We start from the raw sequence: 14,229 nt of genomic DNA, 5'->3' as shown, positions 1-14,229 counted from the left end.
TTGAAACGGAAGTAGACCTCCGAGAAAGGCCTAATCAGCCCCTTGAAACAGGAATAGACGTTCTTTAAAGCAAAAATCAGCCACTCCGAACGGAGAAGGGCCCGTGAATCGGGGCGGTGGCCGCAACTCTGCGCCTAACGCTAAGGTCGATAGCATGAGCGGTCTGTTTGTTTCATTTGAAGGCGTCGATGGCGTGGGCAAGACCACGCAGGTCGAGCGGCTGCGTGCGTATCTTGAGGCTCAAGGGCGCACGGTAGTCGTCACCCGCGAGCCGGGAGGCACTGCGTTAGGCAAGGCCGTTCGCCAGTTGCTGTTGCACGGCGTGAACGAGGGGGCCGCCGACATCGCGCCACGCGCCGAGGCGCTGCTGTTCGCCGCAGACCGCGCGCAGCACGTCGCCGAAACCATTCGTCCGGCGCTGGAACGCGGCGAAGTGGTCATTACCGACCGCTATCTCGATTCGTCCCTGGCCTATCAGGCCGGTGGCCGCGAGCTCACGTCAGAAGAGATTCGATCCTTAAGCATGTGGGCCACCAACAACTTGCTGCCGGACCGCACGTATCTGCTGGACATGGATCCGGCGCTCTCCCACAACCGTCTTGAACATGCCGAAGACCGTATGGAATCGGCCGGCGATGACTTCCAGTCCCGCACCCGCCAGGCGTTCCTTGATTTGGCCGCGGTCGAACCGAATCGTTTCCGCGTCATCGATGCCAGCCAGTCCATCGAGCAGGTGTGGGCCGCCATCGAAGCGGATATCAAGGAGCTGGCATGAGCGTATGGGATTCGTTGGTAGGCCAGCAGCCGGTAATCGACATGCTCAGCCGCATCGCGCAGGGGGACCCGAGCCAGATCGCCCAGTCGTGGCTGATTTGCGGTCCTCCCGGCTCCGGGCGTTCCAACATGGCCCGTGCGTTCGCGGCGGCGCTGGAAAGCCCCGACCATGGCATGAGCGATGAGCCCACGCGCGTCACGCAGCAGGTACTCGCCGGCACCCACCCGGATGTCACAGTGCTGGCCACCAACAAAGTGACCATCGGCATCGACCAGGTGCGTGAGATCATCACCACCTCCGAGCAAATGCCAGCCACAGCACCATGGCGCATCATCGTCATTGAGGATGTGGACCGCATGCTGGAGCGCACCACCAACGTGCTGCTGAAGGAGATTGAGGAGCCGGCCGAACACTGCATCTGGCTGCTATGCGCGCCGAGCGCCCAGGACGTGCTGCCCACCATCCGCTCGCGCACGCGCATTGTGAATCTCGCCGTGCCCTCCGCCTCGGCAGTGGCCGGATTCCTGACTGCCACCACGGGCGTCGAGCCGAAAGTCGCCCAGCGGGCGGCCCGTCTGGCCGAGGGACACATCGGCATCGCCAAGTTGTACGCCACTGACGAGCAGGTGATGACGGATCGCGACGAATTGGTGGTGGGCGTACTGAACCTCGCTCGTGCCTCGGACGCGGTGCTGCTGGCCGGCAACCTCATCGACAATGCCAAGGCCCAGGCCGAGGTGGACGCAAGCCGCACCGCGGCCGATCAAGAGGCGGAATTTCGCCGTATCAACGGTCTTGAGCCGGGGGAGCGGATTCCGCCGAAACTGCGCGGCGCGTTCAATCAGATCACCAAGAAGGACGATCTCAAGCGGCTGACCACACGACGCACGCGCGATGTGCTGGACCGCGCGCTCAACTCCATCGCCTCCATTTACCGTGATGTGGCGGTCCTGCAGAACAATGCGGAGGATTCGGTCGGGCTTATCAACCTGGAGAATCGGTCGGCCATCACTGAGCTGTCCGTGCGGCTGAACCGCGCCGGCGCGGTGGCCCGACTGGACGAAGTGGCTCACGCCCGCAAGCGACTTGCCGGTAATGGCAACCCGCTGCTGGTGTTTGAATCGCTCTTTTGCGCGTTGATTCCGTGAGATTGCGCCCTTGGCGCTAGCGCAGGTGAGGTGCCGACGCAGTATGAGATGGCGCTTGCGATGCGCCCTGATGTTTGTGCGCTTGGCGGTGTAATGCAGCGCAGTGTGGTTCCGGCGCAATGCAAGGCGGCCGTAATGAGGGCCGCCCAATTTATTCGGCGTCTTGCGATCCCGGAGCGATAAGCCGCGAAGGCAGATTGACATGCACCGGTGTATTGGATTGATCGGCGAGCAGCCGCAGTATCTCGTCGGCGACCTGCTGCAGCGCTGGCTGAATCGGAGCGGGGTCGGACGTGAACGTGGTGTGCTGCAACCCTCCGATTTGCACGGCGGGAATCTCCTGCGCATATTGCGCCAGCACGTCGCCCAGATCAATGCCAGGCAGTGGTACGACAATCAGCCCATCCACATGGCGCGCGGCCATCAACACGATGCGTTCCTTCTGCACTTCCGGCGTCCGCCCGACACTCAGCGCCAGCTGCCGGCCGCTCTGGTTGACCAACGGCTCAAGCGTGTCGATAAGCCGTGCGCTGAACGGATCCTGAACGCTCGGCACAATCAGGCCGATGGTTCTCGTCACGGTGGAACGCAGCGCGCTGGCCGCAAAATTCACCGAATAGTTGAGGCTGTGGGCCGCGGCTCGCACGCGGCGGGCGATGTCGTCGTCCTTGGTGCGTTTGCCGGAAAGCACACGGGACACCGTGGCCGTGGAGACGTTGGCGATGGCGGCAACATTGACGATTGAGGCGGATGATGATTCCGCTGGCTCGTTCGCGGTCATGTGTGCCTCCTCTCCCAGAAAGCATGCCGGCTCGGTGAAATTACCGGCAATCACTATAAAACAGAAGACGGCCGCCCGGACAGGCGGGGCGGCCGTTTGGCAAGTGAGAGAAGTTTCGCCCGTTTACTCGGCGGCGAGCAGGGTCTCGGTCAGGGAGTCGGCAACGGTCTCGGCGTTGTCTCCCTCAACGGTGATCTGCACGGTGTCACCCTGCTGAACGCCCAGTCCCATGATGGACAGAATCGAGCCGGCGGGGACGGCTGCGCCGCCTTCCTTGGCGATGGTGACGTTGCAGCCGGAGGCCGCCACGGCCTGAGCAAACTGTGCTGCAGGACGAGCGTGAATGCCGACGGGATCAGTGATGGTGATGTTGCGGGTAACCATAAGGACACTCCTTTGCGTCTGTCTGAAATGGAAGTCATGCGGCCAATTGCGGCAGCTGCTTGATATCGAGTATACCGAGACGTAGAATAAAATCCAGAAAACGATTACCGTTGGCGTGTTGCAGATAATAAACCACCATAATAAGGGAACTAACAAAGAAGAACTTGCCGGCAATGGCTGCGGCTGCATACTCCGAAGTAGGCATCGAGGCCACTGCTCCAAAGAACTACTACCCTACGAACAAAGGAGAACCATTATGGAAATCAAGGGTGTTGGCATTGGCCGTGGCGTGGCGGTCGGCTCGGTTATTCGTATGGCGGCCCCGCTGCCGGAGCCTTCCGACGCGCCCCGTGCCGATACCGTGCCGGCGCAGGGAGAGATCGACCGCGTCACTAAGTCGCTGGCCGTGGTGAATGCCGACCTGAGCCGTCGTGCCGAAGAAGCGGCTAACGGCGACGAAGGCGCCAAGAAGGCCGCCCCGATTCTGCAGGCCATCTCCATGTTCGCGTCCGACCCCTCGCTGGCGGCCAGCATCACCTCGCTGATCAACGGCGGCAAAACCGCAGAGCGCGCCGTGCTGGAAGGCTTCGCCGCAGTTGAGGATATGTTCCGCGCCATCGGCGGATACCAGGCCGAGCGTGCCGCCGATCTGCACGATGTGGGCCAGCGCGTGATCGCCGACCTGATGGGCGTGCCTGCTCCCGGCATTCCGGAAAGCGAGACCCCGTTCGTGCTGGTGGCCGAGGATCTTTCCCCCGCGGACACCGCCGCAATCGACCTGAACAAGGTGCTGGCCATCGTCACTTCGCAGGGCGGCCCCACTTCGCACACCGCCATTCTGGCCCGTGCTCGCGGCATCGTGGCCGTGGTCTCCGCCGCCGAAGCCGAGAACCTGACCAATGGTGAGCAGGTCATCGTCAACGCCGCCAAGGGCGTGGTGGTTGCCAGCCCGACCGCTGCTGAGATCGAGGATGCCGAGGCCGCCAAGGCTCACGCCGCCAAGGCCAAGGAGCTGCGCGGCAAGCCGGGCGCCACCAAGGACGGCCACCACATTCCGCTGCTCGCCAACGTGGGCAAGCCCGCTGATGCCGACCCGGCCCTGGAGTATGGCGCCGAAGGCGTGGGCCTGTTCCGCTCCGAGTTCCTGTTTATCGGCAACTCCGAGCCGCCGAGCGTGGAAGAGCAGACCAAGGCCTACGCCGAGCTGCTGAGCCGCTTCCCCGGCAAGAAGGTCGTGATCCGTATGCTGGACGCCGGCGCAGATAAACCGCTGCCGTTCCTCACTCCGGAAGACGAGCCGAACCCCGCCCTCGGCCTGCGTGGTCTGCGCACGTTGAAGGCTCACATGAACGTGCTCGAAGGCCAGCTCAAGGCGCTCGCCGCCGCCGATGCCCAGACCGAGGCCGACCTGTGGGTCATGGCCCCGATGGTCGCTGACGAGCATGAGGCCGATTACTTCGTCAAGCTCGGCAAGTCCTTTGGTCTGAAGAAGGTCGGTGTGATGGCCGAGGTGCCGTCCATCGCGCTTATGGCAGACAAGGTGGCCGAGGTGGCCGACTTCGTTTCGATCGGCACCAACGATCTGACCCAGTACACGTTGGCCGCCGACCGTACGCTCGGCTCGGTCGCTAACTACCAGACCGCATGGCACCCGGCGGTGCTGCGTGCCATCAAGCTCATCGCCGACGCCGGCAACGCGCACGGCATGCCGGTGGGCGTGTGCGGTGAGGCTGCCGCCGATCCGGATTTGGCCGTGGTGCTTGCAGGCATCGGCGTCAACTCGCTGTCCATGACCCCGGTGGCTCTGGACGATGTGCGCGCCGAGCTCGCCAACTGGACGCTGGAGGAAGCGCAGGAGAAGGCCGCCAAGGCCCTCAACGGCGACTTCTACACTCCGGCCGAGTGACCGTGGCCGAGCAATCGGCTGAATAATCGGGAAAATGCCTTGTTTTCTATCTCTTTGAGGATAGGAAGCAAGGCATTTTCGGTATTCCGACTTGCAAAAACCATGCGGGGCCCTTAGAGATTAATTGCGTTTTCACGCATTCTCGAAGGGAAACATATGAAGAAGATGAGCAAAGTTGCCGCCGTCCTCGTGGCTGCGGGCATGCTGTTTACTGGCGTAGGAACCGCCTACGCTGATGACGCTACCGCAACTGGCACGGCGACACCGCAAACCACTGAAACCGCACCGGCCAATGGCTCTGACGCACCAAGGCCGCTACGAACGCTGCTCCGTAGTCGGATGCCGATGCAAAAGCTAACGCAAAGACTGAGGCAAAGCCGGAAGCCGCGCCGAAGGCTGATGCAAAGGCCAACGCCGCTGCTCCGCAAGGTAATGGGCCGGCTATCACCAAGATTGAAAAGCCGGAAGGTGTTCTGAGGGTTGGTGCATATTATGCTTCGGGTACTGCCAAGCCGGTATTCAAAGTGGCTCTTTCCGGTCTGACCGTGGGTAAGGGCTACGGCATCCTCACTAACCTGAATGATGCTTCCGCGACGAAACCCGCTGTTGGTGATGCGGGGGCCGTATTTGTTATATACGGTGATGGATTTGCCGCCACTACGGCGACCCAGACCGTGAGTATGGAGTATAGAGGTACTTCTGCGGACATCGAGGATGTGTGGTTTGCCTTGGTGGAAGGCGACGCCCCAAATAACGATTATGTACGTGGGAAGGTCGTCAGCATTTCCGATGTTCAGGTTGATCCCGTGAATGTGAGCCGTAGCATCACCTTCTCCGACCAGAAGGTCGAAGATGTCGGCACGCATTCCGCCGGTCTCAAGGCTCACTACACGATTGACGAGAAGCTACTGCCTGACGTGGCCAAGGTGTGCTACAGCACGGCCCTGTTGCGCGTGTTCTCCGTGCAGGGCAAGGCAACGAACAGTGATTGGCAGGTCTGCCTGGGGTCTCCTTTGTGGGATTGCACCACTGGACGCGTGGATGATGATGATCCCAGCGGCGCAAGTACATATGACAAAATACGTAACCTTGCTAACGGTTATGCCAAGGACCAGCAGATTGTCGGTCAACGGTTCGATCGTGGTTATGATGTGGAGGCCGCTGATCTCAAGACATCTGGCGACATCACCAACGTCTTGGTCGGATTGCAGCCTGATACGAAATACGGTAACTGGAATTATGACTCCAACGGCTGGTGGACTCCGCTGAAGTCGCTGGTTGATCTGGCTCGTAAGGACAATCCGGGGCCTGATCCGTTGTCGGCTCTGTACTCCGGTCTGCATGTGACATTCAAGGATGGGTCCACCTACGATACCGATTTGCTGGGTTGGACTCCGGTGACTGTCGGGAAGCCTGGCGACGACAATAGCAACAACGGTAACTCCGGAAACAACGGTAACTCCGGCAATAATAACGGTGGCGCCGCTTCCTCCGGCAATTCCAACAACTCCAACAAGACGAATACCGCGAACAAGGGCAACAAGAAGAACGTTAAGACGCTGTTCAACACGGGTGGCGCTGTTCTGGTGGTTGCGTTTACCGGTGCTGCTTTGTTGATTGCTGGTGTGAGCATGGTGGTGTATCGTCGCCGTCAGGCGTGACACCGACCTATGCAGGCTAGATAATTGAGGGCTTCCCTTCCGTCGAGGGGAGGCCCTCAGTCGTGTTTGGCTATCACCATGTATTGTGATGGCGTTTTGAGTTGCCGCAGGCTGAAATCTGCAACATGGCTCGCGATACACTGGTGGTATGAAGATTTCCGCCGATTTCACCGTCATTCCGGACGATTTCGCCAAAGCCGCGGCCCCTGAATATTTCAATGGTGGCGTGCCTGTGGTCTCCTTCCCGTTCTACATCGATGATGTGAACCCCGAAGCTCGTTACCTGCACTGGGAGTTCGTGGATCCGGATTCGATTCCGGTCTGCGGTTTCGAGTGGATTCACTGGTCTGTGGCCAATCTGCCCATCGATGCGCTGATGTACGACTTCAACGACTCGCATGCGCTGGCCATTCCGCCGGACTTCTCCCGTCAGCTGCCAGCCATGATTCCGGAGACCGTGCAGGGGCGCAACTCCTCGGCCTCCAAGTTCCTTGGTCGTAGCACTGACCCGTCGGTGATTATGCGGTACAACGGACCGCAGCCGCCGGACAAGGATCATGAGTATTATCTGCAGGTGTGGGCCACCAAGAAGCCGCTGCCCGGATTGAATCAGGGATTCTGGCTCAACGAACTGCTGCACGCGCTGCGTGCCAGCGGCGAGACTCCCGACACCGACGGCGTCTTCCTGACCGGCAAGGCGTGAGCCGCATGAGCTCCCGCAGGCGGGGGCTGTCAGCATAGCTGACTGGGGGTGGCTCAGCACAAAACCACCCTCAGTCCGACTTCGTCGTCCAGCTCCCGCCAGCGGGAGCGTGACCACAAACAAAGAAAGGACACCATCACACTATGGCCTGCACCACGATTCTGGTAGGCAAAGACGCGAGCTATGACGGCTCGACCATCATCGCCCGTAATGAGGATTCCGCAAACGGCGAGTTCAATCCCAAGCGATTCATCGTCGTCAAACCAAGCGAACAGCCGCGTGAGTATAAGTCGGTGATCTCCCACCTGGCCATCACCCTGCCGGACAATCCACTGCAATATACCGCAGTGCCGAATGCGGACCTGAAGGAAGGTATTTGGGGCGAGGCCGGCGTCAACGAGGCGAACGTGGCGATGAGCGCCACCGAGACCCTGACCACCAACGAGCGCGTGCTCGGCGCCGACCCGTTCGTGGAATACGTGCCGGCCAAGGGCAACGAGCCCGAGGTTCCCGGCGGCATCGGTGAAGAGGACTTCCTGACCATCGTGCTGCCGTACGTCAAGACCGCGCGCGAGGGCGTGGCCCGCCTCGGCTCACTGCTCGAGGAGTTCGGCACTTACGAGATGAACGGCGTCGCCTTCTCCGATTCCAACGAGATCTGGTGGCTGGAAACCGTGGGCGGCCATCATTGGATCGCCAAGCGCGTGCCGGACGAGGCCTACGTGACCATGCCGAACCAGCTCGGTATCGACGAATTCGACCTTGAGGACGCTTTGGGCGAGCAGAACGAGCACATGTGCTCCGCCGATTTGGCCGAATTCATCGAGGCCAACCATCTCGACCTCGCCGTGGAGAACACCACGCCGTTCAACCCGCGCGACGCCTTCGGCTCCCATTCCGACTCCGACCACGTGTACAACACCCCGCGCGCCTGGTACATGCAGCGCTTCCTCAACCCGTATGACGAGGTGTGGGACGGCCCGGACGCCGATCACAAGCCCACTTCCGATGACATCCCGTGGGCTCGCCAGCCTGAGCGCAAGGTGACCATCGAGGACATCAAGTACGTGCTGAGCTCGCACTATCAGGGCACGCCGTTCGACCCGTATGGTCAGCTTGGTGATGAGCGCACACGCCACATGTACCGTCCGATCGGCATCAACCGCCAGAGCCAGCTTTCGGTGATGCAGATTCGCCCGTACCGTCCGCAGGCCTCCCGCGCCGTGCAGTGGATCGCTTACGGTTCCAACCCGTTCAATACGCTGGTGCCGTTCTTCCCGAACGTGGATGTGACGCCGGCCTACCTCGAAGACACCACCACCCGCGTGACCTCCGAGAACTTCTACTGGGTCAACCGCATCATCGCCGCCCTGTGCGACGGTGCCTTCCGATCCACCTCCAACGCCGTCGAGCGTTACCAGGAGAAGACCGGTGCGATGGGTCACCGTCTGGTGGCCGCCACCGATGAGCAGATTGCGCGCCTTGGCCTGACCGCGGCCGAGGAAGCCGCCCAGTCCGCCGCGGAGGAGGAGTTCGAGGCCGACAACGTGGATGGTGACGTGCAGCCGATGGAGCCGGATGAGATCATCGCCGCACTGCGCAACCCCGAGGTGCGCGAGATCCTTGCCGCCGCCAACCAGACCATGGCCGATCAGCTCAAGGAAGAAACCGACAAGTTGCTTGACTCCGTGCTGTACACTCGCAGCATGGAAATGAAGAACGGCTTCCACATGTCCGACTTTTAGTCTTGACTCAGCCTCCCGCTGTGGGAGGCTGAGTCGTTAAGAAAACAGCCCAGTGGGCTGTTTTTAGGCGAAGAGGCGGCGACAGCCGCCCCACCACACACAGAAAGGCTTTATATGACCACCATCGAAGACTTCACCAGCCAATACGGCTTGGTACAGAAAATCGACGCATTCGGCTACATGAAGTACCTGGCCGAGAACCCCGACGCTCCGCGCAAGCACGGCAAGGTGATCCTTGTCACCGCCGATACGCCGCTCAAGGCCTCGCGCGGTGAGGGCAAGACCACCACGACCATCGCCCTTATTGACGCCCTGAACAAGCGCGGTATCGACGCGGCCGCCGTGCTGCGCCAGCCGAGCATGGGCATCACTGCAGCCGGTTCCAAGGGCGGTGCCTCCGGTGGCGGCAAGGCCTCCCTGACCCACCCCGAGCTCATCGACTGGGGTCTGTGCGGTGAGATGGGCGCCATCGAGGCGGCCCAGAACCTGCTCGTCTCCTTTGCCGAGAAGGCCGTGGATGAGGGCAAGCTCGACACGATTCTCGTGCCGCGCGTCTCCGAAGTGCCGAGCCGTTCCCTGCGTTCCATCGCTGTGGACTACGGCAAGGGCAACGTGGCGGAGAAGACGGTGCTCACCCCCACCTCCGAGCTCATGCAGATTGTGGTGCTCTCCCGTTCCATGGACGAGATTGCCGAGCGCGTGTCCAAGATGATCGCCGGCACCAAGGACGGCCAGGCCGTGACCTTCGGCGAGTTCGTGGACCTGTGGCGCATCACCGGCATTCTGGCCGATGCGGTCAAGCCCGCCAAGACCGAGACCGTGAACGGTTCCCCGGTGTACGTGCACGGCGGCCCGTTTGCCAACGTGTCCATCGGCATTCCGACGTTGGTCTCCGTGGAGATGGCTTGCGCCCTGCATGATGTGGTCGTCGTTGAGGCCGGTTACGGCACCGACGCCGGCGCCCAGAAGTGGCTGGATATCGCGTGCCGCGAATTCGGTGCGCAGTGGCCGTCCGCCGCGATTGTGGTGACTCGTGCCTCCACCTGGCGCGATGATCCCGAGCTGGCCTGGCGCTACCCGTTCCACGTGCAGCGCCTGGAGAACCTGGACATTCCGACCTTCCCGCTCATCAACCTGTGGGAAGGCGAGGACGATCAGGTTCCGTCCCTGAAGGCCACCGCCGACGAGCTGGGCTTCCGCACGCCGATCATCGGCAACCTGTTCCGCGATGGCGGCGAGGCGCTGGCTCCGCAGCTTGATGGTTTTGTCGATGCGCTTGAGAACGGCTCCATGCCGGCTGAGCCGCGCTCGCATAAGGGCATGGCCCTGACGGAGAACGCCAAGTGGGTAGCCGAGAACGCCTATGGTGTTCCGGCCGATCGCGTGATCTACAAGCCGGGCTTCACCGAGTCCGCGGCCGAGGCCATGGAACTGTGCCAGTCTGCTGGTATCTCGCTGGATGATTTGGCCTTCGTGGCGGTCAAGTCCCCTGCGACCATGACCGACAACGACCGCGCCCCGGAGGCCGAGCGCACCGTGACCCTGAAGAAGGTCGAAGTGCACGCCGGCGCCGGTCTGGTCCACGTCAACCTGACCACCAGCCTCACCACCCCCATGCCCAAGATCGTGTGATTGAGCTTGAACCGCAGTAACTTGCCTTCGAGGGGCTGATTTCCGGTTTTCCGGAGGTCTATCTGCGTTTCGAGGGGCTCTTCGATTGCGAAACCTGGAGTATGACCGTTGCAATTTCAATGGTCATACTCCAGGTTTCTTGTATTAGCAGCCCCTTGAAGCGCTAGTAGAGTTTCTGAATGTTGGAAATCAGCCCCTTGAAATGCAGAAAGCCCGCCAGCGGCGGGCTTTTCATGTCTCGAATCCCCTCTTTGAGGTTGAGACGTTAAGCAAACAGCCTGGTGGGGCTGTTTGTAGCAGAAAGGCAAACGACAGTGAGCCAGTAATCTGCGGACGAGTTGGCAGTGAAGCTGACTGGGGGGGGAGTGCCATGGCAAACCACTCCCCCCCAGTCTCACTGTGTTCGACAACTCCCCCTCCGGGGGCAAGATACAACAACTAGAAGTTGCCGCCATTCCAGCCCCAGTCGGTGGTGGCGGTGTAACGGATGTAAGTGCGGTCCTCGGGGACGCCAAGCGTAGAGTTCAATGCGGCCATGATGTTTTGTGTCAGCTTCTCCCAGGCAGAGCTCGGCACGGAACGGCCAAACACGTTGACCTCCACGTAGGCGGCCGGCTGGTCGTCGCTGCCGCCAAAGTAAATCGGCATATTGTCCTCAAACGGGCACATCAGCCAGCCCTCGGACTTGCCCGGCACAGCGGTGATTGCCCTGCCATATGCGGCCTTCAGTGCCTCGCGCTGCTCAGGCGTGGTGGATACGGACACGTGAGTGTGAATAACAGGCATGGATTCCTCCTTGATTTGGTTCGTCTCCAGTCTAGCTTTGGCGCCCGTCGTTATGCACTGCCTTGATTTCCTCCATAAGATTGCCTGCACCTCGTATCGGTTCCATGTTGCTTATGATTGGCTCTCCTCTCTGAGGGGGAGCATCTCCAATTGCGGAGATTATTGGACTTTCTGGCCAATTCGCACCCCACGGTCAGACCAATAGTGTTGAATACCCTCTGTGAGAAAACTGATTGAACAGCTGATGAAGTTCGGCATTGTAGGCGTTATCGCCTTTGTGATTGACTGGGGTATCCTCAACCTGCTGGTGGGCGTATTCCACATGCACAACGTGTTGGCTGCCACCATCTCTTTCATCATCTCCCTGATTTTCAACTATCTGGCGAGTATGAAGTTCGTGTTCAAGCATCGTGACGATATGGCGCGATGGATGGAGATCGTCATCTTCGTGGCGGGTGCCGTGGTCGGTCTGTTCATGAACGACGCCATCATCTGGATTTCCACCTACGGTATGAACCACGACGCTTTCGTCTCGCAGCACGCCGAATACCTGCTGCGCACCAACGTGGGCAAGCTGGTGGCCACCGCCGTGGTGATGGTGTGGAACTTCCTGATTCGTAAATGGCTGCTTGACGATACACACACCAACGCGATGAATCGTCTGAAGTCCGCCGAAAACCGTCTGACCGCCGAGGAGCTGGAAGCCAAGTGGCAGAGCAGCTTCTCCCATAAGCTTGGCGAGTGGTCCTTGGAGCACACCCCCAAAGGTTGGCCGAAGTAAGGCGTATTTTCGTCTCTTTCCGTGGTTCAACTGCTAATGGGCGGTGATAAGCCACATCTCAGCGTCAGAATTTCAGGAAAAGAATGGCTTCGTCCTGAAATTCTGACGCTGAGTCGTTGTTATCGTCGGTATTTTAGGAAATCACCCCTAATTTCCTAGATTTCTGTCGCTGAGTTCGGGCCAGTGACAGAAATCTAGGACGAGTGGGCAAATTTCCTGAATTTATGACGCTGCTGGTAGTTAGGGTGTTACTGGGAGCTGATGAAGCTGATTGGGATTGGGATGAAATCATCTCAATTGTCAGAGGGGACTTGGCTATATGTCATACACTCACTTCGGTGAGGGTTGGCTGCTCGGTGGAGCCCTTGATCTGCTTGAAGCCAATCAGAGCAATCACCAGCGAAGCCAAGGCCAAAGTGGTGACCACCATAAAGCCGCCGTGCGAACCCATGCGGTCGATGAACTGGCCGGCAATGGCCGACCCGGCGGAGGAGCCGATGGAATTCATCGCGCCCATCCACGCCATACCCTCGGTCAAACGCGAGGGCGGTACCAAGTGCAGCATGAGCTGGTTGCCATTAATCCACGTTGGAGCCTGACATACACCGATGATCAGGTAGATGATCATGATGACCCACAAATGCTTGGCGAACAGGAACGTGCTGATACCGATGTTCACCACGGCCAGGCAGAAGTAGAAACGCTTCCATAGGGCAATCGACCAGTTTTTCGCGCCGTACACCAGAGCACCCATCAGCGAGCTTATGGAGAAGCAGGCGAACACAAAGCCCGTGTACTGCTTCATGTTCGACTCGGTGGCAAACGCGATAATGGAAATGCCAGTGGCCGACTGGAACGCGCCCAATCCAAACCATGTGACGCACACGGCAATCAAGCCCGGCCCCCAGATGGACGCCTTCTTGCCGGAACGCGCATCGGCGACCGCCTGCGCGATCTCCTTGTCGATCACGGCTTGGTCGGTTACGCCTTCGCGCTCAAGACGACGACGGGTTTCTTCGGCCGCGGTCTCCGCTTTCAATGCTTCGGCTCGAGCGGCCTCGCGCTCGCGGTATTCCTTACGGGAAATACCCTCAGCCCGTGCCAATGCAGTCTGCGACGGCGGCTCGGTGGTCAGCTCGGTGAGGAACATCAGCGCGCCCACCACCACGCACATGCCGGTGAACGAGAAAGCCAGCAGACCGGAAATCACGGCCAGCGTGGATGCCAGCGGATTGCCGATCACCCACATGCACTCGTCCAGCACACCGCACAGAGAAAGCGCTCGGTTGGTGCGCTCCTGATCACCCTTCAAGATTTTGGTCCAACGCGCGCGGCTCATCGCGCCCCACGGCGGGATGGCAGCCAGGAACGGCGTCAGGCAGTACAGCACCCATTCAGGCGCCCGATTGGTGATCGCCGTGGTCAGCGCGATGGCGGCCACGATCCACACGATGATCGTCGGAATCGAAACCTGCCGCTGGCCGAACTTATCGGTGAGCTTGCCGAGCAGTGGCGTGGAGATGGCCAGTGCGATCGCCTGGATGGCGGTGAGCATGCCGGCCAGCGAATAGTTGCCGTAGTAATGCTGTACGGAAATGGTGATGGTCATGCCGACCATCGGGAACGGCATGCAGGCGATGACCGAGCCAATCGAGTAGCGGGCGGTGTGGGGGATGCGCAGCAACTCCGCATATCCACCAAAGACCTTGTGGCCTACTTCCTTGATGCCGGCCATAACGGTATTCGTGTTCGAGTTGGACGAGTTATTGGACATAACAGCACTACGCTCCTTTCCGCTCCCGATTGGATGTCCCCCGCTGGCGTGGCGTTGCCAGCGAAGCCCTCATCGAATGATGTGTTGTCCATGGTCGCGCAAAGTTTGCGTGGTTTCCCCATTCGCATATTTGCGTCACGGATACTCTAATCG

General features: G+C 60.2%; 13 protein-coding genes. 8 read left to right on the top strand and 5 right to left on the bottom strand.

Features of this window, described 5'->3' with window-relative positions; translation table 11 throughout:
• Positions 1-154 precede the first annotated feature (154 nt).
• The gene (gene tmk, locus NBH12_RS02410) at positions 155-775 is read left to right on the top strand and encodes a dTMP kinase (protein ID WP_052787100.1); all 621 of its coding nucleotides are present in this window, start codon (positions 155-157) and stop codon (positions 773-775) included.
• Positions 772-1,923 carry a DNA polymerase III subunit delta' gene (locus NBH12_RS02405; protein WP_052789660.1) on the top strand — a complete coding sequence of 384 codons (1,152 nt, stop codon included), beginning with the start codon at positions 772-774 and terminating at the stop codon, positions 1,921-1,923. The genes tmk and NBH12_RS02405 overlap by 4 nt, the downstream gene beginning before the upstream one ends.
• A gap of 151 nt (positions 1,924-2,074) precedes the next feature.
• Here the strand turns inward: NBH12_RS02405 and NBH12_RS02400 are convergent, their stop codons facing one another.
• From NBH12_RS02400 to NBH12_RS02390, 3 genes are all read right to left on the bottom strand, one after another.
• Positions 2,075-2,704 (bottom strand): LacI family DNA-binding transcriptional regulator, encoded by a 630-nt coding sequence (locus NBH12_RS02400; protein WP_077149337.1) that lies wholly within the window; start codon positions 2,702-2,704, stop codon positions 2,075-2,077.
• Between the two features lie 123 nt (positions 2,705-2,827).
• A complete protein-coding gene (locus NBH12_RS02395; protein ID WP_012576627.1) occupies positions 2,828-3,088 on the bottom strand; it encodes an HPr family phosphocarrier protein in 261 nt (86 codons plus the stop codon).
• Between the two features lie 34 nt (positions 3,089-3,122).
• The gene (locus tag NBH12_RS02390; RefSeq protein ID WP_003828049.1) at positions 3,123-3,293 is read right to left on the bottom strand and encodes a hypothetical protein; all 171 of its coding nucleotides are present in this window, start codon (positions 3,291-3,293) and stop codon (positions 3,123-3,125) included.
• 51 nt (positions 3,294-3,344) lie between these two features.
• On the opposite strand from NBH12_RS02390, the gene ptsP reads away from it, so the two are divergent.
• The 5 genes from ptsP to NBH12_RS02365 all read left to right on the top strand — a co-directional run bounded on the left by ptsP (position 3,345) and on the right by NBH12_RS02365 (position 10,735).
• The gene (gene ptsP, locus NBH12_RS02385; RefSeq protein WP_060618835.1) at positions 3,345-4,994 is read left to right on the top strand and encodes a phosphoenolpyruvate--protein phosphotransferase; all 1,650 of its coding nucleotides are present in this window, start codon (positions 3,345-3,347) and stop codon (positions 4,992-4,994) included.
• A gap of 524 nt (positions 4,995-5,518) precedes the next feature.
• On the top strand, positions 5,519-6,655 hold the full coding sequence (locus NBH12_RS02380; protein WP_250819133.1) for a hypothetical protein: 1,137 nt from the start codon (positions 5,519-5,521) through the stop codon (positions 6,653-6,655).
• A 148-nt stretch (positions 6,656-6,803) separates the two neighbouring features.
• Complete coding sequence (locus NBH12_RS02375; protein ID WP_052828379.1) at positions 6,804-7,358, top strand: YbhB/YbcL family Raf kinase inhibitor-like protein; 555 nt, start codon at positions 6,804-6,806, stop codon at positions 7,356-7,358.
• A 143-nt stretch (positions 7,359-7,501) separates the two neighbouring features.
• On the top strand, positions 7,502-9,103 hold the full coding sequence (locus tag NBH12_RS02370) for a C69 family dipeptidase (RefSeq protein WP_250819132.1): 1,602 nt from the start codon (positions 7,502-7,504) through the stop codon (positions 9,101-9,103).
• A 114-nt stretch (positions 9,104-9,217) separates the two neighbouring features.
• Positions 9,218-10,735, top strand: a complete 1,518-nt coding sequence (locus tag NBH12_RS02365; RefSeq protein ID WP_025221060.1) for a formate--tetrahydrofolate ligase — start codon at positions 9,218-9,220, stop codon at positions 10,733-10,735.
• A gap of 438 nt (positions 10,736-11,173) precedes the next feature.
• Here NBH12_RS02365 and NBH12_RS02360 read toward each other — a convergent pair whose 3' ends face one another.
• Positions 11,174-11,521 carry a phenylpyruvate tautomerase MIF-related protein gene (locus NBH12_RS02360; protein WP_014483343.1) on the bottom strand — a complete coding sequence of 116 codons (348 nt, stop codon included), beginning with the start codon at positions 11,519-11,521 and terminating at the stop codon, positions 11,174-11,176.
• A 244-nt stretch (positions 11,522-11,765) separates the two neighbouring features.
• Here NBH12_RS02360 and NBH12_RS02355 point away from each other — a divergent pair, with 244 nt between their 5' ends.
• Positions 11,766-12,302: a GtrA family protein gene (locus NBH12_RS02355; RefSeq protein ID WP_015438289.1), complete on the top strand. Its 537-nt coding sequence runs from the start codon at positions 11,766-11,768 to the stop codon at positions 12,300-12,302.
• Positions 12,303-12,624: 322 nt separating this feature from the next.
• On the opposite strand, the gene NBH12_RS02350 is transcribed toward NBH12_RS02355, so the two are convergent.
• Complete coding sequence (locus NBH12_RS02350; RefSeq protein ID WP_014483345.1) at positions 12,625-14,076, bottom strand: MFS transporter; 1,452 nt, start codon at positions 14,074-14,076, stop codon at positions 12,625-12,627.
• Positions 14,077-14,229: the final 153 nt, after the last annotated feature.

Source organism: Bifidobacterium sp. M3-N-101 (assembly GCF_023656805.1).
GTDB lineage: Bacteria > Actinomycetota > Actinomycetes > Actinomycetales > Bifidobacteriaceae > Bifidobacterium > Bifidobacterium breve.
Note: the sequence above shows the minus strand (reverse complement) of the source record. Positions and strands in the feature narration are given on the sequence as shown.

Bases quoted from the DNA above. Each gene is read 5' to 3' on its own strand.
- tmk (WP_052787100.1), top strand. From the start codon at position 155: ATGAGCGGTCTGTTTGTTTCATTTGAAGGCGTCGATGGCGTGGGCAAG.
- NBH12_RS02405 (WP_052789660.1), top strand. From the start codon at position 772: ATGAGCGTATGGGATTCGTTGGTAGGCCAGCAGCCGGTAATCGACATG.
- NBH12_RS02400 (WP_077149337.1), bottom strand. From the start codon at position 2,704: ATGACCGCGAACGAGCCAGCGGAATCATCATCCGCCTCAATCGTCAAT.
- NBH12_RS02395 (WP_012576627.1), bottom strand. From the start codon at position 3,088: ATGGTTACCCGCAACATCACCATCACTGATCCCGTCGGCATTCACGCT.
- NBH12_RS02390 (WP_003828049.1), bottom strand. From the start codon at position 3,293: ATGCCTACTTCGGAGTATGCAGCCGCAGCCATTGCCGGCAAGTTCTTC.
- ptsP (WP_060618835.1), top strand. From the start codon at position 3,345: ATGGAAATCAAGGGTGTTGGCATTGGCCGTGGCGTGGCGGTCGGCTCG.
- NBH12_RS02375 (WP_052828379.1), top strand. From the start codon at position 6,804: ATGAAGATTTCCGCCGATTTCACCGTCATTCCGGACGATTTCGCCAAA.
- NBH12_RS02370 (WP_250819132.1), top strand. From the start codon at position 7,502: ATGGCCTGCACCACGATTCTGGTAGGCAAAGACGCGAGCTATGACGGC.
- NBH12_RS02365 (WP_025221060.1), top strand. From the start codon at position 9,218: ATGACCACCATCGAAGACTTCACCAGCCAATACGGCTTGGTACAGAAA.
- NBH12_RS02360 (WP_014483343.1), bottom strand. From the start codon at position 11,521: ATGCCTGTTATTCACACTCACGTGTCCGTATCCACCACGCCTGAGCAG.
- NBH12_RS02355 (WP_015438289.1), top strand. From the start codon at position 11,766: ATGAAGTTCGGCATTGTAGGCGTTATCGCCTTTGTGATTGACTGGGGT.
- NBH12_RS02350 (WP_014483345.1), bottom strand. From the start codon at position 14,076: ATGTCCAATAACTCGTCCAACTCGAACACGAATACCGTTATGGCCGGC.